25 protein-coding genes are annotated in these 23,984 nt (G+C 72.6%); 14 read left to right on the top strand and 11 right to left on the bottom strand.

Annotated features, from left to right (window positions below):
- Positions 1-240: 240 nt before the first annotated feature.
- Together ACZ4SF_RS06335 and ACZ4SF_RS06330 are read right to left on the bottom strand one after the other, a co-directional pair.
- Positions 241-1,107 carry a transglutaminase family protein gene (locus tag ACZ4SF_RS06335; RefSeq protein ID WP_468378967.1) on the bottom strand — a complete coding sequence of 289 codons (867 nt, stop codon included), beginning with the start codon at positions 1,105-1,107 and terminating at the stop codon, positions 241-243.
- A 28-nt stretch (positions 1,108-1,135) separates the two neighbouring features.
- Positions 1,136-2,251: a GNAT family N-acetyltransferase gene (locus ACZ4SF_RS06330; RefSeq protein WP_468378964.1), complete on the bottom strand. Its 1,116-nt coding sequence runs from the start codon at positions 2,249-2,251 to the stop codon at positions 1,136-1,138.
- A gap of 140 nt (positions 2,252-2,391) precedes the next feature.
- On the opposite strand from ACZ4SF_RS06330, the gene fdxA reads away from it, so the two are divergent.
- Together fdxA and ACZ4SF_RS06320 are read left to right on the top strand one after the other, a co-directional pair.
- Complete coding sequence (gene fdxA / locus ACZ4SF_RS06325) at positions 2,392-2,712, top strand: ferredoxin (RefSeq protein WP_014674796.1); 321 nt, start codon at positions 2,392-2,394, stop codon at positions 2,710-2,712.
- 177 nt (positions 2,713-2,889) lie between these two features.
- On the top strand, positions 2,890-4,014 hold the full coding sequence (locus ACZ4SF_RS06320; RefSeq protein ID WP_468380393.1) for a bifunctional succinyldiaminopimelate transaminase/glutamate-prephenate aminotransferase: 1,125 nt from the start codon (positions 2,890-2,892) through the stop codon (positions 4,012-4,014).
- 70 nt (positions 4,015-4,084) lie between these two features.
- Here ACZ4SF_RS06320 and ACZ4SF_RS06315 read toward each other — a convergent pair whose 3' ends face one another.
- Both ACZ4SF_RS06315 and ACZ4SF_RS06310 read right to left on the bottom strand, forming a co-directional pair.
- The gene (locus ACZ4SF_RS06315) at positions 4,085-4,579 is read right to left on the bottom strand and encodes an ATP-binding protein (protein WP_468378961.1); all 495 of its coding nucleotides are present in this window, start codon (positions 4,577-4,579) and stop codon (positions 4,085-4,087) included.
- A 308-nt stretch (positions 4,580-4,887) separates the two neighbouring features.
- The gene (locus tag ACZ4SF_RS06310; RefSeq protein WP_468378958.1) at positions 4,888-5,886 is read right to left on the bottom strand and encodes a VldE C-terminal domain-containing protein; all 999 of its coding nucleotides are present in this window, start codon (positions 5,884-5,886) and stop codon (positions 4,888-4,890) included.
- A gap of 98 nt (positions 5,887-5,984) precedes the next feature.
- Between ACZ4SF_RS06310 and dapE the strand changes: the two genes are divergently transcribed.
- Positions 5,985-7,064 carry a succinyl-diaminopimelate desuccinylase gene (gene dapE / locus ACZ4SF_RS06305; RefSeq protein WP_468378955.1) on the top strand — a complete coding sequence of 360 codons (1,080 nt, stop codon included), beginning with the start codon at positions 5,985-5,987 and terminating at the stop codon, positions 7,062-7,064.
- Between the two features lie 107 nt (positions 7,065-7,171).
- On the top strand, positions 7,172-7,930 hold the full coding sequence (locus tag ACZ4SF_RS06300) for an LOG family protein (RefSeq protein ID WP_468378952.1): 759 nt from the start codon (positions 7,172-7,174) through the stop codon (positions 7,928-7,930).
- A 290-nt stretch (positions 7,931-8,220) separates the two neighbouring features.
- Here the strand turns inward: ACZ4SF_RS06300 and folP are convergent, their stop codons facing one another.
- A complete protein-coding gene (gene folP, locus ACZ4SF_RS06295; RefSeq protein ID WP_468378950.1) occupies positions 8,221-9,081 on the bottom strand; it encodes a dihydropteroate synthase in 861 nt (286 codons plus the stop codon).
- A 137-nt stretch (positions 9,082-9,218) separates the two neighbouring features.
- Between folP and ACZ4SF_RS06290 the strand changes: the two genes are divergently transcribed.
- Positions 9,219-9,572: a DivIVA domain-containing protein gene (locus tag ACZ4SF_RS06290; protein ID WP_468378947.1), complete on the top strand. Its 354-nt coding sequence runs from the start codon at positions 9,219-9,221 to the stop codon at positions 9,570-9,572.
- On the top strand, positions 9,569-10,156 hold the full coding sequence (locus ACZ4SF_RS06285; protein ID WP_468378944.1) for a DNA-3-methyladenine glycosylase I: 588 nt from the start codon (positions 9,569-9,571) through the stop codon (positions 10,154-10,156). The genes ACZ4SF_RS06290 and ACZ4SF_RS06285 overlap by 4 nt, the downstream gene beginning before the upstream one ends.
- A 109-nt stretch (positions 10,157-10,265) precedes the next feature.
- Here the strand turns inward: ACZ4SF_RS06285 and chcB are convergent, their stop codons facing one another.
- The gene (chcB, locus tag ACZ4SF_RS06280; RefSeq protein ID WP_468378942.1) at positions 10,266-11,069 is read right to left on the bottom strand and encodes a 2-cyclohexenylcarbonyl CoA isomerase; all 804 of its coding nucleotides are present in this window, start codon (positions 11,067-11,069) and stop codon (positions 10,266-10,268) included.
- A gap of 372 nt (positions 11,070-11,441) precedes the next feature.
- Here chcB and ACZ4SF_RS06275 point away from each other — a divergent pair, with 372 nt between their 5' ends.
- A complete protein-coding gene (locus tag ACZ4SF_RS06275) occupies positions 11,442-11,609 on the top strand; it encodes a DUF3117 domain-containing protein (protein ID WP_018544333.1) in 168 nt (55 codons plus the stop codon).
- A gap of 118 nt (positions 11,610-11,727) precedes the next feature.
- Here the strand turns inward: ACZ4SF_RS06275 and ACZ4SF_RS06270 are convergent, their stop codons facing one another.
- Positions 11,728-12,426: an O-methyltransferase gene (locus ACZ4SF_RS06270; RefSeq protein ID WP_468380390.1), complete on the bottom strand. Its 699-nt coding sequence runs from the start codon at positions 12,424-12,426 to the stop codon at positions 11,728-11,730.
- Between the two features lie 162 nt (positions 12,427-12,588).
- Here ACZ4SF_RS06270 and sigE point away from each other — a divergent pair, with 162 nt between their 5' ends.
- From sigE to ACZ4SF_RS06240, 6 genes are all read left to right on the top strand, one after another.
- On the top strand, positions 12,589-13,374 hold the full coding sequence (gene sigE, locus ACZ4SF_RS06265) for an RNA polymerase sigma factor SigE (protein WP_468378939.1): 786 nt from the start codon (positions 12,589-12,591) through the stop codon (positions 13,372-13,374).
- Positions 13,371-14,369: a zf-HC2 domain-containing protein gene (locus ACZ4SF_RS06260; protein WP_468378936.1), complete on the top strand. Its 999-nt coding sequence runs from the start codon at positions 13,371-13,373 to the stop codon at positions 14,367-14,369. The genes sigE and ACZ4SF_RS06260 overlap by 4 nt, the downstream gene beginning before the upstream one ends.
- Before the next feature lie 476 nt (positions 14,370-14,845).
- Positions 14,846-16,717, top strand: coding sequence for a S1C family serine protease (locus ACZ4SF_RS06255; RefSeq protein ID WP_468380387.1), 1,872 nt, complete (start codon positions 14,846-14,848; stop codon positions 16,715-16,717).
- Positions 16,718-16,801: 84 nt separating this feature from the next.
- On the top strand, positions 16,802-17,230 hold the full coding sequence (locus tag ACZ4SF_RS06250; protein WP_468378933.1) for a sec-independent translocase: 429 nt from the start codon (positions 16,802-16,804) through the stop codon (positions 17,228-17,230).
- A gap of 376 nt (positions 17,231-17,606) precedes the next feature.
- Positions 17,607-18,272, top strand: coding sequence for a hypothetical protein (locus tag ACZ4SF_RS06245; RefSeq protein WP_468378930.1), 666 nt, complete (start codon positions 17,607-17,609; stop codon positions 18,270-18,272).
- A gap of 238 nt (positions 18,273-18,510) precedes the next feature.
- Entirely contained in the window at positions 18,511-19,254 is a 744-nt protein-coding gene (locus tag ACZ4SF_RS06240; protein ID WP_468378927.1) for a hypothetical protein, read from the top strand.
- Between the two features lie 127 nt (positions 19,255-19,381).
- Here the strand turns inward: ACZ4SF_RS06240 and ACZ4SF_RS06235 are convergent, their stop codons facing one another.
- From ACZ4SF_RS06235 to ACZ4SF_RS06225, 3 genes are read right to left on the bottom strand one after another with little or no spacing between them, the layout of a single operon-like run.
- On the bottom strand, positions 19,382-20,515 hold the full coding sequence (locus tag ACZ4SF_RS06235) for an Mrp/NBP35 family ATP-binding protein (protein WP_201826746.1): 1,134 nt from the start codon (positions 20,513-20,515) through the stop codon (positions 19,382-19,384).
- Positions 20,516-20,558: 43 nt separating this feature from the next.
- The gene (locus ACZ4SF_RS06230) at positions 20,559-21,173 is read right to left on the bottom strand and encodes a DUF1003 domain-containing protein (protein WP_468378924.1); all 615 of its coding nucleotides are present in this window, start codon (positions 21,171-21,173) and stop codon (positions 20,559-20,561) included.
- Positions 21,163-22,455 carry a magnesium transporter MgtE N-terminal domain-containing protein gene (locus ACZ4SF_RS06225; RefSeq protein ID WP_468378921.1) on the bottom strand — a complete coding sequence of 431 codons (1,293 nt, stop codon included), beginning with the start codon at positions 22,453-22,455 and terminating at the stop codon, positions 21,163-21,165. The genes ACZ4SF_RS06230 and ACZ4SF_RS06225 overlap by 11 nt, the downstream gene beginning before the upstream one ends.
- 207 nt (positions 22,456-22,662) lie before the next feature.
- Between ACZ4SF_RS06225 and ACZ4SF_RS06220 the strand changes: the two genes are divergently transcribed.
- Positions 22,663-23,409 (top strand): hypothetical protein, encoded by a 747-nt coding sequence (locus tag ACZ4SF_RS06220; RefSeq protein WP_468378918.1) that lies wholly within the window; start codon positions 22,663-22,665, stop codon positions 23,407-23,409.
- A 52-nt stretch (positions 23,410-23,461) separates the two neighbouring features.
- Here ACZ4SF_RS06220 and ACZ4SF_RS06215 read toward each other — a convergent pair whose 3' ends face one another.
- Positions 23,462-23,977: a hypothetical protein gene (locus ACZ4SF_RS06215; RefSeq protein ID WP_468378916.1), complete on the bottom strand. Its 516-nt coding sequence runs from the start codon at positions 23,975-23,977 to the stop codon at positions 23,462-23,464.
- Positions 23,978-23,984: the final 7 nt, after the last annotated feature.

Below are 23,984 nucleotides of genomic sequence, written 5' to 3'. Positions count from 1 at the left end.
GTGTCCGGACTGCCTCGGTGGGTACCGGTTCAGGAGGCGGGCGCCCACTCCAGGTGTGCCGGGGAGCGGGCACGCGCATGACAGCGAGGCGATGGCACGAGGTTTCGCGTCCGGGCTGCCTCGGTGGGCGCCGGTTCAGGAGGCGGGCGTCCTCTTCAGGTGTGCCGGGGGCGGGCACGCGCATGACAGCAGGGCGATGGCACGAGGTTTCGCGTCCGGACTGGCTCGGTGGGTGCTGGTTCAGTTGAGCTTGGCCCGTGCCGTCCGGGCCTCCTCCCGCACCTTCCGGGCCACCGACTCGTCGACCACCTCGATCAGGTCGGCATACGTGTCCAGCTCCTCGGCACCCGCGACGAACTGACCCCGCTGCACCAGCAGTTGTCCGCGCTCGTAGCGCAGCCGCGCCGGGTGCGAAGGGATGAGCAGCGCCAGGTCCACCGCCCGCAGGGCCACGTCCGACCGCTCCGGCCGGGCCGCGGCCCACGCCCGGATGTTGTTGAGGATGCGCTGCACGACCTCCAAGGGCGCCGCAGGCTCCAGCATGGACGGCTGCAGCGGCGCACCCGTGGCGCCCACCACCAGCAGCTCGGCGTCCGTCCCGGTCAGCACCCGGCCCCCGTCGAACGGATCCGCCAGCACCTGCTCCTGCGCCGCCCCGAACCCGACCACGAAATGCCCCGGCAGCGCGACCCCGTACACCGGAGCCCCCGCCCTGCGCGCCACCTCCAGCCACACCACCGACAGCAGGATCGGCAGGCCGCGCCGCCGCCGCAGCACCTCGTGCAGCAGCGAGGACTCCAGCCGCTGATAGTCGCCCGGCGTCCCGTGGAACTCGAGGCGGGCGCCGAGCAGCCGCTGTACGGCCTCCGCCCACGCGCGCGGGCCGCCCGGCCGGTACGGCAGCTCGCCCGCCAGCCGGTCCAGCTCCAGTTGCGCGGCGTCGATGCCGGCCTCGTCCAGCGCCCCGTCCGCCTCCGCGCCGATCAGCAGACACAGCGCGGACAGATCGGGCCGCTCGGACCGGGCCTCCTCGGCGAACCGCTGCCGCAGCTCGGCGGAGCGCTCCGGCGAGGGCGGGTACGGGGGCGGCAGGTACGGGTGACTCATGGCAGGCTCATGCCCTTCCACGGCAGTTCTAGAGCCGCTCGGCACCCGAGGACGCCTCCGGCTCCTCCGGTGCCCGGTAATGGTGGTACGCGTGGTGCGGGCTGAAACCGAGCGCCGCGTACAGCGCCCGGCCCGCCTCGTTGTCCGTCTCCACCTGGAGCCACGCCGCCGACGCGCCCTCGTCCAGCGCGCGCCGGGCCAGCGCGGCCATCACCTCGGTGGCCAGCCCCTGCCGGCGCCGGCCGGGATCCACCTCGACCGCGGCGAACCCGGCCCACCGTCCGTCCACCGCACATCGCCCGATCGCCGCCGGCGGCTCGCCGTGCCCGGCGCCGGGCACGGACGCGAACCACACCGACGGGCCGCCGGAAAGCACCCTCAGGGCCACCTCGCTCACCCCCTTGCGCTGGTACCGCGCGAGCCAGGCCTCGTCCGCCGACCGGGAGAGGACCACCCCCGCACCCTCTGCCCGGTCCGCGACCGGTGCCAGCGCCCCGATCCACACCTCGGCGGTCACCTCCCGCACCCAGCCGCGCCGCTCCAGCTCCGCGCACAGCAGCTCCTGCGTGCCCTCGGCGCCGGTCGCGGTCTGCACATAGGCGGGCAGGCCACGCTCGCCGTACCAGCGTCGTACGGCCTCCAGGGCCGCGTCGAGCGGAAGACCGGGATCGCCGAGCGGCAGCACGCTGTTGGCCCGCCGGGTGAAGCCCTCCCGCCGCGCGGTCACCACCCCGGCCGGACGCTCACCCGGTGCCGAAAGCCCGGGAGCACCCCCCTCGCGCGGCACCTCCTCGACGGCGGCCCGCAGCTCCCACTCGCCGAGCCGCTCGCTCTCCACCGGCCGCCACGCGCGCGCGGCGACGCGCGCCAGTTCCGGGTACGTGGCGGCGGGCCCCCTGCGCCGTGCCGGGGCGGCCGGCACGACCTTCCCCGCCACCAGCGCGGATTCCGGAATCCTGACACTTTCGCCGTCGCGACGTGTGATCATGAGCACGCCGTCGTCCCATGATGTGAGAACACCCACCGTGTCAGTGAACTTCTCCAGCCCGGCACCAGTTTCGCCCAAGCGCCGTACAGAGACCCGTTTTCCCACGTCAGCAGGGGTGATACGGACTTCCGAGCGTCCTGTTGCCGAGATTTCCACTGGTCAGTTCACCCCTCCTGTTCGGATCATGCTCCGGAACGGAGATACTAGGGGCGGGCATCGACGACGCCGCGCTCCCGCGCGCCAGGCGGCGGAGCCTGAGGAGGCCCGCCAGCGCCCTATCGAGGAGGAACGACAGCGTGACCTACGTCATCGCGCAGCCTTGTGTCGACGTCAAGGACAAGGCGTGCATCGAGGAGTGCCCGGTCGACTGCATCTACGAGGGCCAGCGGTCCTTGTACATCCACCCGGACGAATGCGTCGACTGTGGTGCCTGTGAGCCGGTCTGCCCGGTCGAGGCGATCTTCTACGAGGACGACGTCCCGGAGGAGTGGAAGGACTACTACAAGGCGAACGTCGAGTTCTTCGACGAGCTGGGCTCTCCCGGCGGCGCCAGCAAGCTGGGGCTGATCGAGCGCGACCACCCCTTCGTCGCCGCGCTGCCGCCGCAGGGCGAGTGACCGTCTAAGCGCCAAGCGGCCCGCACCCCGGTTCCCGGCTTCGCCCGAACCGGGGGACTCCAGCGCCGCCTCGGTCCCGTACGGCCGGATCACCCCGATCGGCGCCGTACGGGACCGAGGCGTTTGCCGCACCCGTACGAAAGTGAGCCACTGATCGTGTCCGCAGTCTCCGGCCCCCTGCCTGGCGCCCGTCACCACTCTTCCGGCGAGTCGCCGCGCGACCGCCTCCCCGTGTTCCCGTGGGACAAGCTGGCCCCGTACAAGAAGACCGCCGCGGCCCACCCGGACGGCATCGTCGACCTGTCCGTCGGCACGCCCGTCGACCCGGTCCCCGAGCTGATCCAGAAGGCCCTCATCGACGCGGCCGACTCCCCGGGCTACCCGACGGTCTGGGGCACCCCCGCGCTGCGCGACGCGATCACCGGCTGGCTGGAGCGCCGACTCGGCGCCCGTGACATCACCGACCGCCACGTCCTGCCCGTCGTCGGCTCCAAGGAACTGGTCGCCTGGCTGCCCACCCAGCTCGGCCTCGGCCCCGGCGACAAGGTCGCCTACCCCCGGCTGGCCTACCCCACCTACGAGGTCGGCGCCCGCCTCGCCCGCGCCGACCACGAGGTCTACGACGACCCGCGCGAGCTGGACCCGTCGAACCTGAAGCTCCTCTGGCTGAACTCCCCGTCCAACCCGACGGGCAAGGTCCTGTCCCGGCAGGAGCTGACCGACATCGTCGCCTGGGCCCGCGCCCACGACGTCCTGGTCTTCTCCGACGAGTGCTACCTGGAGCTGGGCTGGGAGGCCGACCCGGTCTCGGTCCTGCACCCCGACGTCAACGGCGGCTCCTACGACGGCATCGTCGCCGTCCACTCCCTCTCCAAGCGCTCCAACCTGGCGGGCTACCGGGCGGCCTTCATCGCCGGCGACCCGGCCGTCCTCGGCCCGCTGCTGGAGATCCGCAAGCACGGCGGCATGATGACGTCCGCGCCGACGCAGGCGGCGGTCGTGGCCGCCCTCGGCGACGACGCCCACGTCCACGAGCAGCGCGAGCGCTACGCGGCCCGCCGCGAGGCCCTCCGGGCCGCCCTGCTGTCCCACGGCTTCCGCATCGAGCACAGCGAGGCCAGCCTCTACCTCTGGGCCACCCGCGACGAGTCCTGCTGGACCACGGTCGCCCACCTGGCCGAGCTGGGCATCCTGGTGGCCCCCGGCGACTTCTACGGCGAGGCGGGCGAGAACTTCGTACGCGTGGCCTTCACGGCGACGGACGAGCGTGTACGGGCCGCGGTGACCCGACTGACGAAGTAACCCGCGCACACACGGCGAACGGGGCCCAGGAAAACTCCCTGGGCCCCGTCGGCGGTCAGAGCCGAGGCGCTCAGCCGATCGGCAGGGACGCCGTCGGCAGCCCCTTGGTCGGCAGGGACGCCGTCGGCAGCCCCTTGGTCGGCAGGGACGCCGCCGGCAGACCGCCCTTGGCGATGGAGTCCGTCGGCAGGCCGCCCTTCGCCGCTCCGGCCGCGGCGTCCCCGAGGACACCGGCCGCGGTCCCGGCCGCCTCACCCGCGGTCTTCTGCGCGGCGGGTGCCGCCGTCTTCAGGGCAGTGCCGCCGGTCTTGCCCGCGGCCGGCAGTGCCTGCTTGACCGCCTTGCTGCCGGCGTCACCCGCGAGCGAGGTGACGTTCTGCGCGGCACCGTCGACCGAGTTGGCGACGTGTGCCCCGTCCAGGGCGGTCACGCCACCCACGTTCGGGTTGGTCGCCGGCAGATTCGTGGCCGCACCGGCGGAGCCGGCCGCACCGACCCCGGCAGCCGCTCCCGCTGCGACGAGCAGCGCGGCACGGGCGATCCGGCGGGTCAGAGGGAGGGACATGATGCTCCATTCGACGGGAGAGAACGGTGTCGTCCGGACTGGACGTGTCGTCGTCCGGACTGTTCGTGTCCGGGCTCGGACGCCGTGACTACCGCTCGAAGGCCGCGAAGGTTGCGGACACTCCAGGTAAAGAATGGATAACGCATCGCATTATCAGGTGTGGATAAAAACGGGCAAACAGTGTCCGCGCGGAAGCCTGCAGAATCCTTCCACTCCTTGATTTCCAAGGGCTCCCGAGCCCGGCACACCCCCCGCACGGACGGCCCGCCGACCGCGCGCCGCACAACCCGCCGGAGTGATCAGCCGTACTACTGTCCGGTCACGATCCGGACCGTGCCCGCAGACCTCTCCGACCCGGCGGTCCCGCGCGACCCGGTCGTCCGCCACTCGCTGCCGTCTCTCCCCGCGGCCCACTCCCGCCCGGCGTACGACACCCGCTGGATGTGCAGCGCCGAGGAGTTGGCGACCGCCCACTGCGCCACCTGCCAGCCCCGCTCACGCTCGCGTTCGCCGCGCCCGGCCGCGCCCGCCTTCGTGCCCTCGGTCACCGGAACGGTCACCGTCCGCCCGTGCGCGGTCGCGGTCACGCTCGGCGACGGGGACGGCGTCGGCACGGGCGTCCCGCCCACCTCCGCACCGGTCTCCTGCAGCGCGTCCCGCCCGAAGTCCCGCACCAGCGCCGTACGCACCGCGCCCGGACCCGTGGCCGAAGCCGTGCGCTCCGGGCGCCCGTCGCAGGTCAGCGTGGCCGCCGCCCGCCCGGTCAGGGCCGCGGCCAGCAGCGTGGCGTCCGGCTCGTGCTTGGCGTACGCCTCGGGATAGCCGCTGCGCTGCACCCGCTGCGCCGCCACCGTCAACGGCAGGCCGGTGTAGTCCGGCACCCTGTCGAGGTGCGCGTAGAACATGCCCGCCGCGTATGCCGGGTCCATGATCTGCCGCTCGGTGCCCCAGCCCTGCGAGGGCCGCTGCTGGAACAGGCCCAGCGAGTCCCGGTCGCCGTGCTCGATGTTCCGCAGCCCCGACTCCTGCAGCGCAGTCGCTATCGCGATCGTCACGGCACGCTCGGGCATTCCACGCCCGGTGCCGACGGCGGCGATCGTCGCCGCGTTCACCGCCTGCTCCGGCGTGAACTCGTACGACGCCCCGTCGCCCGAGGCCGAGACCACCGTGCAGCCGCGCGCTCCGCCGCCTCCGGTGACGTACTGCACCACGAGGTAGGCGGCGACGCCGCACAGGACCAACAGGGCCGCGGCGAAACGGAAGAGGCGGCCGCGGCGCTTGGGACGGGTGGGGGACGGCTCTGACACGCGTACAAGGTACTGGAGCCCCGCCGGACCCTCACGGGGGGTTCCGCACCGCGCGGCCGCAAACGGCCCCCCGCGACCGGCGCGATAGGGTCGGGGCCATGGCCGACACCTCGCTTGACCTCACTCTCGACGCCGCCGCGCTCACCGCGCAGCTCGTGGACTTCCCCTCCGAGAGCGGCACCGAGAAGCCGCTCGCGGACGCGGTCGAGGCCGCCCTGCGCGCGCTGCCGCACCTGGAGGTGGACCGCTACGGCAACAACGTGATCGCCCGTACCCACCTGGGCCGCGCCGAGCGCGTGATCCTGGCCGGCCACATCGACACCGTCCCGATCGCGGACAACGTACCCTCGCGCCTGGACGAGCACGGCGTGCTCTGGGGCTGCGGCACCTGTGACATGAAGTCGGGCGTCGCGGTCCAGCTGCGCATCGCGGCCACGGTCCCGGCCCCCAACCGCGACCTGACCTTCGTCTTCTACGACAACGAGGAGGTCGCCGCCGAGCTGAACGGGCTCAAGCACGTCGCCGAGGCCCGTCCCGAGTGGCTGGCGGGCGACTTCGCGGTCCTGCTGGAGCCCTCCGACGGCCAGGTCGAGGGCGGCTGCCAGGGCACCCTGCGGGTGCTGCTGAGGACCAAGGGCGAGCGGGCCCATTCGGCGCGCGGCTGGATGGGCTCCAACGCCATCCACGCCGCCGCCCCCATCCTGGCCCGCCTGGCCTCGTACGAGCCCCGCTGGCCGGTGATCGACGGCCTGGAGTACCGCGAGGGCCTGAACGCGGTGGGCATCAGCGGGGGAGTGGCCGGGAACGTCATCCCGGACGAGTGCGTGGTGACGGTCAACTTCCGCTACGCCCCCGACCGCACCGAGGAGGAGGCGATCGCGCACGTCCGCGAGGTGTTCGCGGACTGCGGCGTCGAGGAGTTCGTGGTCGACGACCACAGCCCCGGCGCGCTCCCCGGCCTCTCCCACCCGGCCGCCGCGGCGTTCATCGAGGCGGTGGGCGGTACCCCGCAGCCCAAGTACGGCTGGACGGACGTGTCCCGCTTCTCCGCGCTGGGCGTCCCCGCGGTGAACTACGGCCCCGGCAACCCGCACTTGGCCCACAAGCGGGACGAGCGCGTGGAGACGGCGAAGATCCTCGCGGGCGAGGAGCGCCTGCGGGCCTGGCTCACCGCCTAGACCGCGCGGCGGGGCGCCGCTTCACGCCGGACATGCTTATGTCCCCCCTCCGTAACCCGCGTAGATCTAGTCTGAGATCGAACTACCGGCAAGCGGAGGGAGCGCACATGGCTACCGGCAACCCCGAGGGGAAGAAGCAGCCGCCGGACGAGCAGCGACTCGGACCGGTCCTCCGGCGGCGGTCCCAGGTGACGTCCAGTACGACCGACCAGCGGCTGCTGGACGAGCGCGCCCCCTCGGACTGGGTCCACACGGACCCCTGGCGGGTGCTCCGCATCCAGTCGGAATTCATCGAGGGCTTCGGCACCCTTGCCGAACTCCCGCCCGCCATCAGTGTGTTCGGCTCGGCCCGTACGCGAGCCGATTCGCCGGAGTACGACGCGGGCGTGCGGCTCGGCCGGGGGCTGGTCGATGCCGGCTGGGCGGTGATCACCGGTGGTGGCCCGGGCGCGATGGAGGCGGCCAACAAGGGTGCGCTGGAGGCGGGCGGCATCTCGGTCGGCCTCGGCATCGAACTGCCCTTCGAGCAGGGGCTGAACCCGTACGTCGACATCGGCCTGAACTTCCGCTACTTCTTCGTCCGCAAGATGATGTTCGTGAAGTACGCGCAGGGCTTCGTCGTCCTGCCCGGTGGCCTCGGCACGCTGGACGAACTCTTCGAGGCCCTCACCCTCGTCCAGACCCAGAAGGTCACCCGCTTCCCGATCGTCCTCTTCGGCACCGAGTACTGGGGCGGCCTGTTGTCCTGGCTGCAGAACACGCTGGTGGCCCAGGGCAAGGCGGCGGAGAAGGACCTGATGCTCTTCCACGTCACGGACGAGGTGGACGAAGCGGTGGCCCTGGTCTCGAAGGAGGCGGGCCGCTGACGCAGGACCGAGCCCCCCGCTTTCCTACCCACCCGTGCTGACTCGCTCGGCTGGAGGGTGAGGGTCGTGCTGACTGGCTGGGCTGGAGGGCGGGGGGCGTGCTGACTGGCTGGGCTGGAGGGCGGGGCGTGCCGTCAGGGCCTCGGCTCAGGTGCCGGGAAGTGGGGGCTTCGGGGCGGTGTGCTGGGAGGCGGGGGCGCGCAGTGGCCTTGTCGCTCGCTTCTCGGCCGAACCGAGTCGGGTGGACGGGTGGGCGAGCGGGGGGCCAGGGGGCGGAGCCCCCTGGTACCTCAGGCCAGACCCCGGCGAGCCACCGCAGGGACCCGGTGCCCGGCGATCGACGCCACCATCTCCAGCACCTGCCGGGTCTCGGCCACCTCATGCACCCGGTACACCTGCGCCCCGAGCCACGCAGAGACCGCGGTCGTCGCCAACGTACCGATCAGCCGTTCCTTCACCGGCCGGTCCAACGTCTCGCCCACGAAGTCCTTGTTGGACAGGGACACCAGCACCGGCCACCCCGTCGCCACCATCTCGTCCAGCCGCCGCGTCGCCTCCAGACTGTGCCGCGTGTTCTTCCCGAAGTCGTGCCCGGGATCGATCATCACGGACTCCCGTGGCACCCCCAGCGCCACCGCCCGCTCGGCCAGCCCCACGGTCACGTCCAGGATGTCGTCCATGACGTCGTCGTACGTCACCCGGTGCGGTCGCGTCCGCGGCTGCGCGCCCCCGGCGTGCGTGCACACCAGCCCCACCCGGTACCGCGCCGCGACCTCCGCGAGCCCCGGGTCGACCCCGCCCCACGCGTCGTTGAGCAGATCCGCGCCGGCCTCGCACACCGCCTCGCCGACCTCGGCCCGCCAGGTGTCCACGCTGATGATCACGTCCGGGAAGCGCCGCCGTACCTCGGCCACGAAGCCGACCGTCCGCCGGGCCTCCTCCTCCGCCGTGACCTCCTCGCCGGGCCCCGCCTTCACCCCGCCCACGTCGATGATCGCGGCGCCCTCGGCCACGGCCTGCTCCACCCGCGCCAGGGCCGGCTCGTCGCGGAAGGTGGCTCCCCGGTCGTAGAAGGAGTCCGGCGTCCGGTTGACGATCGCCATGATCACCGGTTCGTGCGGCCCGAATTCCCGCTTGCCCAGCCTGAGCATCCCCTGTGACCTCTCCTCGTACGTCCCGCAGTACCGCCGCCTGTGACCCTAACCGTCGGACGCGCATGGCACGATCGGACCCTGACACATTCAGCATCCGGCACAGCGTCGGTAACGAGCGTGGGGACCTTACGGCGATGGTGATGTTCTTGTTCCTGGTCGTCGCGCTGGCCGTCGTGGTCGCCGCGGTGACGCTGGCCGTGGTGGGCGGCGGCGAGAGCGGCCCGCTGCCCGAGGCGGCGCCCGAGCGGCTGCAGGACCCGCTGCCCGCGGACCGCCCGGTGGACCGCGCGGACGTGGAGAGCCTGCGCTTCCCGGTGGCACCGCGCGGCTACCGCATGGCCGACGTCGACGACGCCCTCGGCCGGCTCGCCGCGGAACTGGCCGAGCGTGACTCTCGTATCGCGGATCTGGAGTCCGCGCTGGCCGGCGCGAGAACCGCCGCCGCGCACGCCCGCCTGGACAAGCCCGAGCCGGAGGACCAGCGATGACCGCCGGCACCGCCGTCGCGGGGCCCGACGGCGCCCTGCGCTGCCCCTGGGCGCTGTCCACCGACGACTACGTGTCGTACCACGACGAGGAATGGGGCCGCCCCGTCCACGGCGACGACGCCCTCTTCGAGCGGATCAGCCTGGAGGCCTTCCAGTCGGGCCTGTCCTGGATCACGATCCTGCGCCGCCGCCCGGGCTTCCGCGCCGCCTTCGCCGGCTTCCGCATCGAGAAGGTCGCCGCCTTCACCGACACCGACCGCGAGCGCCTGCTGGCCGACGCGGGCATCATCCGCAACCGGGCCAAGATCGACGCGACACTCGCCAACGCGCGTGTGCTCGCCGACTGGGCCGAGGGTGACCTGGACGACCTGGTCTGGTCCCACGCCCCCGACCCGGCGACCCGCCCGGTCCCGCAGACCCTCGCCGACGTCCCGGCCGTGACCCCGCAGTCCACGGCCCTGTCCAAGGCACTGAAGAAGCGGGGCCTCAGATTCGTCGGCCCGACGACGGCGTACGCGCTCATGCAGGCGTGCGGCCTGGTGAACGACCACCTGGAGGCCTGCGTGGCGCGCAGCGCCCACTAGGGACGCCTGGGACGCCAGGGACGCGGAGGCTGTGCCGTGCGGCTCCGTCGCACGTGTCGTCGGGGAACGCCGGCACAGCCCCGGCGAGTCCGCGGTGCCCGCCGGTGGGCTAGCGGCCCAGGTACTTCGGCTTCTCCTTGTTCACGAAGGCCTGCACCGCGATCGCGTGGTCCTCGGACTGACCCGCCCGCGTCTGCAGCTCGTCCTCCTTCTCCAGGGTCTCGGAGAGGGAGTGCGTGAGCCCGTACGCCACGGCTTCCTTGAGGGCCGCGTACGCCACCGTCGGCCCCTCGGCCAGTGCCCGCGCCACCTTCTCGGCCTCGGCGCGCAGCTCGGCGGAGGGCACCACCCGGTTGGCGATGCCCAGCTCCAGCGCGTCCTGGGCGCTGATGCTGCGTGGGAAGAGCAGCAGATCGGCGGCGCGGCTCGGGCCGATCACCCGGGGCAGGGTCCAGGAGATGCCGGAGTCGGCGGTCAGCGCCACGCCCGCGAACGAGGTGTTGAAGCCCGCGGTGTCGGCCACGATGCGGTAGTCCGCGGCGAGCGCGAACCCGAACCCGGCCCCGGCCGCGACGCCGTTCACGGCAGCCACCACCGGCTTCGGCGCCCCGGCGAGGGCCCGCACGATCGGGTTGTAGTGCTCCTTGACCGTGCTCATCGTCTGCCCGGACCCGGTCTCCCGGTCGGCGGCCAGCAGCCCGATGTGTTCCTTGAGGTCCTGGCCCACGCAGAACGCCCGGTCCCCGGCGGCGGTGAGCAGGATCGCCCGGACGGCCGTGTCCGAGGCCGCGGATTCCGCCGCCTCGCGGAGGGCTGCCTTGGTGGCGACGTTCAGCGCGTTCATCGCCTCGGGGCGGTTCAGCGTGATCGTCGCGAGTCCGTCGCTCACCTCGTAGAGCACGGTGTCGGCCATGGCGCATCCCCTCCGGTTCGCGGCTGGTGACGTACCGCTCAGTACGTCCATGTCTACGCACAGCATGGCGGAGATCGGGGTCCCGCGGCCGGACCGGACGTGTGACCTGCGTCAAAGAAATTCGGGGCGCGGCAGCTCGGCGGGGATCGGTGCGGTGGCGCAGTATCGCAGCCACATCGCCGAATTGAGTGGTTTTGCTCGCGCGCGTTGCCCAAGCGATGCCGACCGATGTTGGTCATCGGGTCCGTTGATGCGGGATAATGGCTTGGAAGCAATGTGTTCGATGCCGGTGTCGCGTGTCCGTTGCGGACGGCGGGTGCCCTCCCGGGGCCGTCGGCAGACGATGAGCTGGTTTCAGGAAGGGGAACGAGCATGGCGGCCATGAAGCCGCGGACGGGTGATGGCCCGCTCGAGGTGACCAAGGAGGGGCGGGGCATCGTCATGCGCGTTCCGCTCGAAGGCGGCGGTCGACTCGTCGTCGAGCTGACCCCTGACGAGGCCGAGGCGCTCGGCGACGCCCTCAAGAAGGTCGTCGTCTGACGTCCCAGCGATCAGTCCTTCCGGCTGCCCCGGCATCGTATGCGGTGCCGGGGCAGCCGCGTTCCGGGACCTCCCGCGGTGACTACCGCCCGCTCGGGCGCGGCCGGGTACCGGGGGTTCAGCGCTTGACGGCGCACAGCAGCCCGTCGCCGACCGGCAGCAGCGAGGCGACCAGCTCCGGACTCTCGCGCACGGTGCGCAGCAGTTCCCGCAGCCGCAGCACCTCGGTCGGCTGCGGCCCCGAGTCGACGGTGCGGCCGTTGGCGAAGACGCCCTCGAACACCACCAGACCGCCCGGTCGCAGCAGGCGCAACGATTCAGCGAGGTAGTCCAGGTACTCCAGCCGGTCCCCGTCGCAGAAGACGAGGTCGTAGCCGGCATCCGCGAGACGCGGCAGGACGTCCAGGGCCCGGCCGGGGATGAAGCGGGCCCGGTTGCTGGCGAAGCCGCAGATCCGGAAGGCCTGCCGGGCGAACTGCTGGTGCTCCGGCTCCTGGTCCACCGTGGTGAGCACGCCGTCCGGCCGCATCCCGTGCAGCAGATGGAGTCCGGACACCCCGCAGCCCGTGCCGATCTCCGCGACCGCCTTCGCGTCCACGGAGGCGGCGAGCAGTCGCAGCGCGGCGCCCGTGCCGGGCGACACCGAGCGCAGCCCTGCCTCCCGGGCCCGGTCACGGGCCCAGCGCAGCGCTTCGTCCTCGGCGACAAAGGCGTCGGCGAACGCCCAGCTCGTCTGCCGGTTGCCGGTAATGACCCTCTCCTGTCCCCGTGGTTGCCTGGGCGTGACTGTATCCGTTGGCGCCGGGAACCCGCAGATGAGCCCGGGCGTTTATAGGGATGTAGCGGTGGCCGGAGACGCGACGGGGGGCGAGAGGTGGACCAGGGCGCCGAGCAACTGCTGACGCAGCCGCATGAGCCGTATCAGCGCGTATCAAATTCTCGTAAAACCGCTTATCCGGAGCTAACGGGCGAGGTGGCTATGGTAGGGGCTCCACTGGACACCACCAGAGCCGACAGGGGAGGTGCGGCTGCACCCGGGGACCGGGGCGGAGCGCTGCGGCGCTTCCTCGGGTCGGCGGGCAGGCCGAAATCCGTGACCGACACAGCAGCTGACAGCCACGCCGCGGGCTCCGCCGCAGGCGAGACCCAGACCGCGACCTTTGCCACCGACGCGGACGGGCAGGCGTGGACTCCGCCCACGTGGGACGAGATCGTCAGCATGCACAGCGGCCGCGTCTACCGCCTTGCGTACCGCCTGACGGGCAACCAGCACGACGCCGAGGACCTCACGCAGGAAGTCTTCGTCCGTGTCTTCCGCTCCCTGTCGACGTACTCGCCGGGCACCTTCGAGGGCTGGCTGCACCGCATCACGACGAACCTCTTCCTCGACATGGTCCGGCGCAAGCAGCGCATCCGCTTCGACGCCCTCGGCGAGGACGCGGCCGACCGCCTGGCCAGCCGCGAGCCCACGCCGCAGCAGCTCTTCAACGACGCCCACTTCGACGCCGACGTCCAGCAGGCCCTGGACACCCTCGCGCCCGAGTTCCGCGCCGCCGTCGTCCTGTGCGACATCGAAGGTCTGTCGTACGAAGAGATCGCCGCGACCCTCGGCGTGAAGCTCGGCACCGTCCGCTCCCGTATCCACCGCGGCCGGTCCCAGCTCCGCAAGGCGCTCGCGCACCGCTCCCCGGAAGCCCGCGCCGCCGAGCGGCGCTCCTTCCTGGCCCGTGTCCCCGCTCTGGGGGGAGGGGGCGCGACCGCGTGACCGGATCACGACCGAAACCTGTCCAGGAGCCGCACCTCGCGGAACAGCACCTGGGAGACCGGCTCTCCGCCCTGGTCGACGGAGAGCTGGGTCATGAGACGCGGGAGCGGGTCCTCGCGCACCTGGCCACCTGTGCCCGGTGCAAGGCCGAGGCGGACGCCCAGCGTGCGCTGAAGAGCGTGTTCGCGGAGGCGGCCCCGCCCCCGCCCTCGGCCGGCTTCCTGGCCCGCCTGCAGGGCCTCCCCGGGGGAGGAGACCTGGGCAGTGGCACGCCGTCGCCGGGCAGCGGGCTCTTCGGCCGCGACCCCGGCGCCGGAGCCTTCGGTGTGCGGCGCGACGAGCGCCTCCCGTTCGGGTACGTGCCGGCCGGTCCGCACGGCTACGCCGCCGCCCGCCCGCAGAGTGCCGCACCCGAGGACCGCGGCTTCCGGATCCATCCCGTCGGCCGCCCGGACGACGGCCGCTCCGCCTCGCGCGGGCTGCGCTTCGCGTTCGTCGCCGCCGGGGCGGTGTCGCTGGCCGCGGTCGCCCTCGGCGGCGTGACCAGTGTCATCCCCGGCGACCCGACCGCGGAGGCCCGCGCCGGCTCCGGCACGGGCAGCAACGTCACCCCCACGGGCAGCGGTGCGGGCTCGGCCGCGTCCGACGGCCAGCGCCGTCGGCCGGTGGGCCCGCTGCTCGCCCAGGGCGGAGCGTTGCTCGGTCAGGCGCCGGGCGCGCCGACCTCCCTGTCCGCGCCGCTGGTGCCGGGGATACCGTCCCCGCTCAGCGGACAGGTCCGGACCGACACCGTGCGGGGCGTCACGGCGCCGGTGCTGGCCGGTGCGGCAGCCGTGTCCCCGCTGATACGCCCGCTGGACGAGACCGTGGCCCTTCCGCTCGCCGACCGGTCCACCACGCCCGGAGTCACCGGCTCAGGCTTGCTGTCCGCCCCCGTCCCCGACACCACTCCCGCTCCCTCCGCCTCATCCGCCGCGCCTCCGCAGTCGCCCTGACCGGCCACTGCGCCCCGGCCGGCGAACCTGGTTGAATCCTGTGAGAGCCGTGCCCGCGGCGATACCCCGGGCGCGCAGACGATGTTCCGTGGCCGCGGCAGCGCGCTGTCGCGGCCGGCCGTGGGGAGAGCATGAACGAGGCGAACCGTGTCCCGCCGGTGGAAGGACCGGAGGGAGCGGCGGGGGTGCCGCCGGCCGACCGCCCTGAGAGCGCCGTACCGGAAGCCACCCGGACCGAGCAGGCCCCGGGGACCCCGGTGACCGCACCAGAGCCCCAGGAAGGCACCGACGGCGACTTCCAGCTGGCCAAGCCGACGACGTCCGCCGAACCGACGGATCCTGCGACGACGTCCGCCGGGCCGACGGATTCTGCGACGACGTCCGCCGGGCCGACGGATTCTGCGGCGGCGTCCGCCGGGCCGACGGATTCTGCGGCGGCGTCCGCCGGGCCGACGGATTCTGCTGCGGCGGAGGTCATGGTGGCGGATCCCGTTCCGGCGGACTCCGTGGCGCCGGCGGCTTCCGTACCGGCGGCGGCTCCCGTAGCGGCGGACTCCGTGGCGGCTGACCCCGTGGAGGCAGAGGGCGCTGCCTGGGCGGCTCCTGCCGAGCGGCCGAAGCCCCTGCACGACCCCGACCCGTACAGCACCCCGCCGTACGGCGAACCCGGCCCCTGGGCACCCGCCCCGCCGGTGCAGCACCCGGCGGCCACACCGGCACACACCACAGCCGTGCCCGCACCGTCGGCCCCTGCGGCGACCATGCCCACAGCAGCCATGCCAACGGCACCCCTGCCCACGCCCGCCGCGCACGTACCGGCGCCCGCCCCCGCCGTTCCCACGGCACCCCAGCCCGCGGCACACGTCCCGGCGCCCGCCCCCACAGCACCCGGGCCCGCTCCCACGGCACCGGTGCCCGCCCCCGCCGTTCCCGCGGCACCCCTGCCCGCGCCCGCCGCACACGCACCGGCGCCCGCCCCCACAGCGCCCGGGCCCGCCCCCGCCGCGCCCCTCCCCGCGTCCGCGGCTCCGCAGGCCCCCGCGTCGGTGCCGGCACCGGTGGCCGTGCAGCCTTCCGTGGCCGCGCCCGGCGCTCCGGCCGCCGACTCCGTTGTGCCGCCCGCCGACCCCTGGGGCCGCTACGACCCGTGGGCCGCCGGCTCCGTCACGGAGCAGGCGCTGGCCCGGGGGCCGTTGCAGCAGACGGGTGCCGGGGTGCTGACGCAGGAGCAGCGCAAGCGCCGGGCGACGCGCTTCATGCTCGCCTGGACCCTCGTCGTCGCCGTCGTCTGCGCGGGCATCGGCGGAGCCGTCGGCGCCTACATCGAGCGCGAGGGCATCGGCGACGACGTACGGCTGCCGCAGGCCGGGGGTGTGCCGGCCGGCCGGGCGCCGGACAGCGTGGCCGGGATCGCGGCCCGCGCCCTGCCCAGCGTCGTCACGCTGCACGTCCGAGGGGCCGACGGGGCGGGCACCGGCACCGGCTTCGTGCTCGACGCCCAGGGGCACATCCTCACCAACAACCACGTCGTCCAGCCCGCCGGGTCGGGCGGCGAGATAACCGTGACGTTCAGCAGCGGTGACACCGTCAAGGCCGAGGTCGTCGGCCGGGACAGCGGGTACGACCTCGCCGTCGTCCAGGTGCACGGCGTCCACGGCCTCACCCCGCTGCCCCTCGGCGACTCCGACGACGTCCGGGTCGGCGACCCCGTCGTCGCCATCGGCGCCCCCTTCGACCTGGCCAACACGGTCACCTCCGGCATCATCAGCGCCAAGGAACGGCCCATCACGGCGGGCGGCGAGAAGAGCGACGGGAGCGACATGTCGTACGTCGACGCGCTCCAGACCGACGCCCCCATAAACCCGGGCAACTCCGGTGGCCCCCTGCTCGACGCCCGGGCGCGGGTCATCGGGATCAACTCCGCCATCCGCTCGGCCGAAAGCGGCTCCGGCTCCGGGCGCGGACAGGCCGGTTCCATCGGCCTCGGCTTCGCGATTCCGGTAAACCAGGCCAAGCGTGTCGCCGAGGAACTGATCGACAAGGGCCGGGCGACCCACCCCGTGATCGGAGTCCGGCTCGACATGGGCTACACCGGCGACGGCGCCCGGATCGACACCAAGGAGGGGGACAGCCGCCCCGCGCTCGCCGAGGACGGCCCCGCTGACCGGGCCGGCATGGCGGAGGGGGACGTCATCACCGAGATCGACGGGGAGCGCGTCCACACCGGCGCGGAGCTGATCGTCAAGATCCGTGCCCACCGGCCCGGCGACCGGCTGCACCTCACGGTCGAGCGCGACGGGACCGAGCGGGAGATCTCACTCGTGCTGGGCGCCTCGGAACAGAACTGACAGAAGTCTCACCTGGGGACGGTACCGGTCGGACAGGAACGCCGGGTACCGTTGAGCGACCGAGGACATCGCAAGGAGCGTCAGGTGTTCAATGACATAGGACCACTGGAGCTGGTGACGATCATCGTGCTCGCCGTGCTCGTCTTCGGTCCGGACAAGCTCCCGAAGGTCATCCAGGACGTGATGCGCACGGTCCGGAAGATCCGCGAGTTCTCCGAGAGTGCCAAGCAGGACATCCGCAGCGAACTCGGCCCGGAGTTCAAGGACTTCGAGTTCGAGGACCTCAACCCCAAGGCATTCCTCCGCAAGCAGCTGGACAACGAGGAACTGGGGCTGAAGGAGATCCGCAACGGCTTCGACCTGAAGAAGGAGATGGCCGAGGTCACGGACGCGGTCAACAGCCGTGAGGGCGGGGCGTCCTCCGCGGCTTCCTCCGGCGGCCGCATCGACATGACCAAGAAGCCGGAGACGCCCGGAGACGAGCGGCCGCCCTACGACGCGGACGCCACCTGACGCCGCCGCCTCACGACGCGGACGCCACCCTGACGCCGCCGCCCCACGACGCGGACGCCACCTGACGCCGCTGCGCTCGGGCGTCACCACGCAGGGCCTTCCGCGGCGGCAGGATCGCGGCCCGCTCCGTCGACTCGTTCTCGGACCGCTCCTCCGACACGCACGCCGGTGTACGCCGCGCACGTGACGCGTTTCATAGCGCACACCCGTCGCACGCGGCCCGAACAGGCCGTTCGCACGACCCACGCATCCAGCGCCTGCCCTGCCGGTCTCACCGGTGTGGATATGCTGCCGAGTTGTTGTGCGGACCGGACGAGTACGCCCGAAGGGGGGCGGGCCGCCCCGGTCCGACGAGAGCGAGGAGGCGTCCGGGCAGATGGAGACGACGAGTCGGGTGGGCGCGCAGACGCCGGCCGCGGAGGGCGGGCAGCAGCTCCCCTCCGCCCGGCGAACGGTCGACGGTTACCTGCAGGCGCCCTTCCCGTGGTACGGCCTCGACGAGGCCTTCACGGGGCCGCGCTGGCTGATGCAGGTCGGCACGGCGGCCGACGGTGCCGTCGAGCACGGATCGATCGGGCACGGGGACGAGCCCTCCGTACGGGCAGAGGCGGGCTCCGCCGGTGAGCCGCGGGAGAAGTTCGCGGTCGTCGTCACCGTCGCCGCGCAGCCGTCCCGCAGGAGCGCCGACGGTACGGGACTGCTGGAGGCCACCTCCGTGTCCTCCGCCGCGTGGCTGGCCGGGGTCGGGCTGCTGTCGTTCACCTGGCCCGGGCAGATGGATCACAGCCTGCGGGACGACTGGCTGGAGCAGCAGACGGAGACGGCGTGGGCGCTGGCCGACGATCTCGAGGGGCCGGAGTGGTCCAAGCTCTCTCTTCCGGTGGACGGCGTGGCGGCGTCGTTCCACTACCGGGAGTCGGAGTTCGGGTGGGTGCTGGCCGGTACGACCGAGGCGGGGGTTCACCTGGGGGCGTACGGGCGGGGCATGAGCGCGTACGGCCTGGGGTTCGCCGTGGTGAAGGACGTTTCCGCATACGCGTGACGGAGGGGCGCCGGCATGGTTCGGCGCCCCTTCGGCCCAACGCCCGGTGAAGCCCGGCGGGTGCGGATTCGTCGTGGCCGGTCGCGCAGTTCCCGCGCCCCTGGCCACGCGTCCGCACCTCTTACGGCAAAGGCTCCCCCGCCACACCCGATGACCTGTCGTATCGCTCCCGCCCACACATCACACCCGGTGACCTGTCGTATCGTTCCTCGTCACCGTGCGGACAAGGGGAGGGATCATGAGCAGGGTCATCGGGCGAAGACACATGGCGCTCGTGGCTTTGACGGTCATCGGCGTGACGGCGTGCGGCAGCAGGCAGGACGCGGGCGCCCCGAGGGAGACGGTCGGCCGAGGCGCGGACCGGAATGCGCCTGTGCTGTCTCAGCGGCAGCTCGAAGACGCCGTGGTGGACGCGCATGATCTTCCCGGAGTCCACGTGGCAGAGATCGGAGCGGGAACGAGAGGTGTGGGCAACGGCGTCGTCCGTGCCGCACGCCGTACCGACACCGCCCCTTCCGGGTGCGCCCCGGTCAGCGCCGCAGTGGAGGGAGCCAGCGGCTACCCTCCTGTGGGGAGCGTGCGGCGTGTTGCAGGCACGACGGGCCACTTTGCGATCCTCACCCTGGTGTCGTATCGCTCAGCGGACGCCTCTCGCGTCATGAAGGCGCTCCGTGCGGGCTTGAAGTCCTGCAAGGAATACACGGTGGGCACGGGTGCCATGCGGATGGCGTACGACGACGTCGAAGTCACCGAGGCTCCCCCGCGGGGCGATGAAGGGGTCGCCTTCCGCCTCAAGTGGGTTGTCGAGCCCGGTGCGGACGGCCTGAAGTCCCCCGTCAGCGTGGCCGTCATCCGTCACGGGTCCACGCTCGCGGTCTACAAGGCCGTCTCCACTGCTCCCCGGGCGCGGGCGAGCATCCCGGGCGATCTCGTCGACGCCCAGTCGGAAGTGCTCGACGCCGCCGTTCGCACCACTTCGTAGTCCTGCCCCCGGCGTGCCCGACGAGAGGGCAAGCGGCAGGGGACAGCCGATGAGAGCGAACGTCGACGGCTCCGCCGCCGGTCAGGCATGACCGATGGCGGAGCCGCAGGCTCACAGGCGCCCGATGTCAGAACTTGTTCTTCGGGGTGATGCCCAGGGACAGGCCCGACAGGCCACGCTGGCGGCCGCCCAGCTTGCCGGCGATGGCGCGGAGGGCCGAGCCTGCCGGGGAGTCCGGGTCGGTCAGGACGACCGGCTTGCCCTCGTCGCCGCCCTCGCGGAGGCGGACGTCGATGGGGATGTTGCCGAGGACCGGGACGGTCGTGCCCGTGGTGCGCGTCAGACCGTCGGCGACCAGCTGGCCGCCGCCCGTGCCGAAGACGTCGACCATCTCGCCGCAGTGCGGGCAGGGCAGGCCGGACATGTTCTCGACCACGCCGACGATCTTCTGGTGGGTCTGTACGGCGATGGAGCCGGCGCGCTCGGCCACCTCGGCCGCCGCCTGCTGCGGGGTCGTCACGACCAGGATCTCGGCGTTCGGGACCAGCTGGGCCACGGAGATCGCGATGTCACCGGTGCCGGGCGGGAGGTCCAGCAGAAGGACGTCGAGGTCGCCCCAGTACACGTCGGCGAGGAACTGCTGGAGGGCGCGGTGCAGCATCGGGCCGCGCCAGACGACCGGGGCGTTCCCCGGGGTGAACATGCCGATGGAGATGACCTTCACGCCGTTCGCGGACGGCGGCATGATCATGTTCTCGACCTGGGTGGGGCGGCCGTCGGCGCCCAGCATGCGCGGCACGCTGTGGCCGTAGATGTCGGCGTCCACGACACCGACCTTCAGGCCGTCGGCGGCCATCGCCGCGGCGAGGTTCACCGTCACCGAGGACTTGCCGACGCCGCCCTTGCCGGAGGCGACCGCGTAGACCCGGGTGAGGTTGCCCGGCTTGGCGAAGGGCACCTCGCGCTCGGCCTGGCCGCCGCGCAGGGCCGCCGCCAGCTCCTTGCGCTGCTCGTCGCTCATCACGTCCAGCGTGACGTCGACGCGGGTGACGCCCTCGACCCGGGAGACCGCCTCGGTGACGCGCTGCGTGATCGTGTCACGCATCGGACAGCCGGACACCGTCAGATACACGGTGACCGCGACCGCTCCGTCCGCGCCGATCTCCACCGACTTGACCATCCCCAGCTCGGTGATGGGTCGGTTGATCTCGGGGTCGTTCACCGTCGCCAGTGCCTCGCGCACCGCGTCTTCCGTAGCCATAAGGACGATGGTACGGCGCTGCACCGGGCGTCCGGGATGCCCCTCAACGGTCGTCTGTGTCACGTCCTGGCGGGCGTTCTGCCCGTTCCGCCGGGAATACGACGTGACCGGCGTGCCCCTCGTGGCGGCGGCGCTCCTCCAACTCCTTGACCAGGTCCTGCAGCTCGGACCGGATCCAGTCGCGGGTGGCCACCTCGCCCAGGCCCATGCGCAGCGCGGCGACCTCCCGGGTCAGGTACTCGGTGTCGGCGATGGAGCGCTCGTTCTGCTTGCGGTCCTGCTCCAGGTTGACCCGGTCGCGGTCGTCCTGCCTGTTCTGCGCGAGCAGGATCAGCGGGGCCGCGTAGGAGGCCTGCAGGGACAGCATCAGGGTCAGGAAGATGAACGGGTACTGGTCGAAGCGCAACGCCACCGGCGCGGCGACGTTCCACAGCACCCACAGGATGATGACGACCGTCATCCAGACGATGAAGCGTCCGGTGCCCAGGAACCGGGCGATGCGCTCCGAGAGCCGGCCGAAGGCCTCCGGGTCCCACTCGGGCAGGAACCGCCGGCGCGGCGGGCGCGGCTGGTCCAGCCGGGGCGCCCGGGGCCGGGTGGTGGCCGTGGCGCCCGCCGGATGACGTTCACGGGTCGCGGACTCGCGCTCAGGAGCCATGCGTGGGCGCCTCCTCCCCCGACTCGTCCAGATGGAACTCGGTCTCCCGCCAGTCGTCGGGCAGCATGTGGTCCAGTACGTCGTCCACGGTCACCGCGCCGAGCAGCGAGCCGGACTCGTCCACCACGGGTGCGGCCACCATGTCATAGGTGGCGAAGAACCCGGCGATGAGCGGCAGGGTGGCGTCCGGGTCCAAGGGCTGCAGATCGTCGTCGACCAGCGAGCTGACCAGGGTGTACGGGGGGTCGCGCAGCAGCCGCTGGAAGTGGACCGTGCCCAGGTACTTGCCGGTCGGGGTCTCGTCCGGCGGGCGGCAGACGTAGACCTGGGCGGCGAGGGCGGGGGAGAGGTCCTGGTTGCGGACCCGGGCGAGCGCGTCGGCGACGGTGGCGTCCGGCCGCAGCACGATCGGCTCCGTCGTCATCAGACCGCCGGCCGTGTGCTCCTCGTACGACATCAGGCGCCGCATGTCGGCCGCGTCGGCGGGCTGCATCAGGCTCAGCAGCCGTTCCTTGTCCTCCTCGGGCAGTTCGGAGAGCAGGTCGGCCGCGTCGTCCGGGTCCATCGCCTCCAGCACGTCCGCCGCTCGCTCCTCCTTGAGCTTGCCGAGGATCTCGATCTGGTCGTCCTCCGGCAGCTCCTCCAGCACGTCGGCGAGCCGGTCGTCGTCCAGCGCGGCGGCGACCTCGGCGCGCCGCTTCGGGGACAGGTGGTGCAGGACGTTGGCGAGGTCGGCGGGGCGCAGCTGCTCGAAGGTGGCGAGCAGGCTCTCGGCGCCCTGTCCGTGCTCCTCCAGCGAGAACCCGGTGACGGCCGACCACTCGGCGGTCAGCGTCTCGCCCTTGGCCCGCCGGAAGGCGCCGCCCTTCTTGCCCTTGCGCAGGAAGACCCGGTCGACCTCCCAGTCGCGGCGGGCGGGCAGCTGCTGCACGGACACGTCGAGGACGGTGACCTCCTCGCCGGTCTCCACCAGCGTCACGCGCCGGTCCAGCAGCTCGCCGAAGACCAGCCGCTCGGTGGGCCGCTGCTCGAAGCGCCGGACGTTCACCACCCCGGTGGTGATGACCTGCCCGGACTCGATGCCGGTGACCCGGGTCATGGGCAGGAAGATGCGCCGCCGGTTGGACAGCTCGACGACCAGACCGAGGACACGGGGAGGTCTGCGGCCCACGCGCAGCATCACGACCAGGTCGCGTACGCGGCCGACCTGGTCACCGGTCGGATCGAAGACGGGAACCCCGGCGATGTGCGAGACGAAGATCCGGGGGGCGCCGGCTGCCATGGCTCTGCTTCCTTTGCCTGGGAATCGCTGGAACTGCTGTTGCGTGGGATCTGCTCGGACGTGCCCGCTCAGGTGCGCTTCAGGCTAGCCCGTACCGGTCGGATACGCCCTGGTGGGCGGTCCGGACGGACTGGCTCCGCCGGGTGGCCGGGGCACCGGTACGCTGCGGTACGCCGCTCAGGAACCGTCAGAAAGGCGACCCCACCTGTGACTGCGATTCCCCAGGGCCGTACCCGCCGGTCCGCGCTGGTGACCGCGAGCTGCGCACTGGCCGTGACGGGGGTGATGGTGCTGTCGGGATGCGCTGGTGACGACGATCCGGACGCGGGGACGAACGGGGTCGGCAAGCTGTCCGCCGCGAAGATCCAGGCGAAGACGCGGTCCGCGGCGGACGCGGCGCCCGCCGTACGGCTGTCCGGGACCGTGGTCACCAGTGGCCGTACGTACCGGCTGGACATGCAGCTGAAGGACGACGGCGGGACCGGGTCCGTGGCCTCGCAGGGGGCCACCTTCAAGCTGCTGCGGATCGGGGAGCAGCTGTATCTCAAGGCCGACGCGGACTTCTGGAACCACGCCGACGGCGACGACGGAGCCACCGGCAAGCTGGACGGCAAGTACGTGAAAGTGCCGCAGGGGGACCCCGCGTACAAGAAGTTCAGCGGCTTCACGGACAAGGACGTCCTCCTCGAGGGGCTGCTGACGCTGCACGGCACCCTGGCCACGGACGGCCACCATGCCGATCAGTCGGGTACCCGCACGATCCGCATCACCGGCGACAAGGGTTCCGGCGGCACGCTGGACGTCTCCCTGGAGGGCAAGCCGTACCCGCTCCGTCTGGTCCGCGCGGGCGGCGCGGGGACGCTCCGCTTCTCGGACTGGGGCAAGGACTTCGCCGTCACCCCACCGGCCAGGACGGACACGGTCGACTACGGCAGACAACTGCCGGCGTCGTAGCAGCGGGGCCGGGACGGCATGGGCGGTGCCGAACCCGCTCGGCGTCCGCCGTTCATTTCCTCTTCCGGCGCTTGAGCAGCAGCTTCGGCAGGCTCGCCGGGACCGGGCGGCGGGTCGTGGCCGGTGTGGGGACGGGGCGCTCGGCCAGGCTGTCGGACGGTACCGGTGTCACGGAGCCCGTCGGCACCAGGCGGAGCACCCGGCACTCGCGGGCCCAGCGGGCCGGCATCTCCTCGCCGTCGGGAGCGTTCAGCCGCTTCCCCTTCAGCTCGGCGACAATCGCCTCCCACTCCTGCGAGCCGGGCGCCGGCTCGGCCACGGACACCGGGAACGTCACCAGTCGGCCGCCCTTGTCCTTGCTGCGCACGCTCACCTCGGCCGAGCCACCCGCGGTGAGCCCCTCCAGCGGCTGCTCACCGGGCCCGTCGCCGACCACGCACACGGCGCCCTCGTGCCACACGTGCCACAGCGCACGCGCGGCCGGGGCACCCGCGCCCCTGACCCAGATCAGGCCGGACTTCTTCGAGGCCTCCTCGATGAGGGCCCGGTCGAGCAGCTCACTTGTCATGGCCCCC

The sequence above is a fragment of the Streptomyces sp. NPDC027663 genome, from assembly GCF_055566415.1.
The sequence above is the reverse complement of the archived record's forward strand: the minus strand, read 5'-3'. Positions and strand labels throughout refer to the sequence as shown.

What these genes read in the sequence shown, in the direction of transcription:
- ACZ4SF_RS06285 (WP_468378944.1), top strand. Translation starts at nt 9,569, where the DNA reads ATGACCGCCGGCACCGCCGTCGCGGGGCCCGACGGCGCCCTGCGCTGC.
- ACZ4SF_RS06235 (WP_201826746.1), bottom strand. Translation starts at nt 20,515, where the DNA reads ATGGCTACGGAAGACGCGGTGCGCGAGGCACTGGCGACGGTGAACGAC.
- ACZ4SF_RS06225 (WP_468378921.1), bottom strand. Translation starts at nt 22,455, where the DNA reads ATGGCAGCCGGCGCCCCCCGGATCTTCGTCTCGCACATCGCCGGGGTT.
- folP (WP_468378950.1), bottom strand. Translation starts at nt 9,081, where the DNA reads ATGCTCAGGCTGGGCAAGCGGGAATTCGGGCCGCACGAACCGGTGATC.
- dapE (WP_468378955.1), top strand. Translation starts at nt 5,985, where the DNA reads ATGGCCGACACCTCGCTTGACCTCACTCTCGACGCCGCCGCGCTCACC.
- sigE (WP_468378939.1), top strand. Translation starts at nt 12,589, where the DNA reads ATGGTAGGGGCTCCACTGGACACCACCAGAGCCGACAGGGGAGGTGCG.
- ACZ4SF_RS06315 (WP_468378961.1), bottom strand. Translation starts at nt 4,579, where the DNA reads ATGTCCCTCCCTCTGACCCGCCGGATCGCCCGTGCCGCGCTGCTCGTC.
- ACZ4SF_RS06245 (WP_468378930.1), top strand. Translation starts at nt 17,607, where the DNA reads ATGGAGACGACGAGTCGGGTGGGCGCGCAGACGCCGGCCGCGGAGGGC.
- ACZ4SF_RS06240 (WP_468378927.1), top strand. Translation starts at nt 18,511, where the DNA reads ATGAGCAGGGTCATCGGGCGAAGACACATGGCGCTCGTGGCTTTGACG.
- ACZ4SF_RS06275 (WP_018544333.1), top strand. Translation starts at nt 11,442, where the DNA reads ATGGCGGCCATGAAGCCGCGGACGGGTGATGGCCCGCTCGAGGTGACC.
- ACZ4SF_RS06290 (WP_468378947.1), top strand. Translation starts at nt 9,219, where the DNA reads ATGGTGATGTTCTTGTTCCTGGTCGTCGCGCTGGCCGTCGTGGTCGCC.
- ACZ4SF_RS06215 (WP_468378916.1), bottom strand. Translation starts at nt 23,977, where the DNA reads ATGACAAGTGAGCTGCTCGACCGGGCCCTCATCGAGGAGGCCTCGAAG.
- ACZ4SF_RS06335 (WP_468378967.1), bottom strand. Translation starts at nt 1,107, where the DNA reads ATGAGTCACCCGTACCTGCCGCCCCCGTACCCGCCCTCGCCGGAGCGC.
- ACZ4SF_RS06300 (WP_468378952.1), top strand. Translation starts at nt 7,172, where the DNA reads ATGGCTACCGGCAACCCCGAGGGGAAGAAGCAGCCGCCGGACGAGCAG.
- ACZ4SF_RS06255 (WP_468380387.1), top strand. Translation starts at nt 14,846, where the DNA reads ATGGTGGCGGATCCCGTTCCGGCGGACTCCGTGGCGCCGGCGGCTTCC.
- ACZ4SF_RS06230 (WP_468378924.1), bottom strand. Translation starts at nt 21,173, where the DNA reads ATGGCTCCTGAGCGCGAGTCCGCGACCCGTGAACGTCATCCGGCGGGC.
- chcB (WP_468378942.1), bottom strand. Translation starts at nt 11,069, where the DNA reads ATGGCCGACACCGTGCTCTACGAGGTGAGCGACGGACTCGCGACGATC.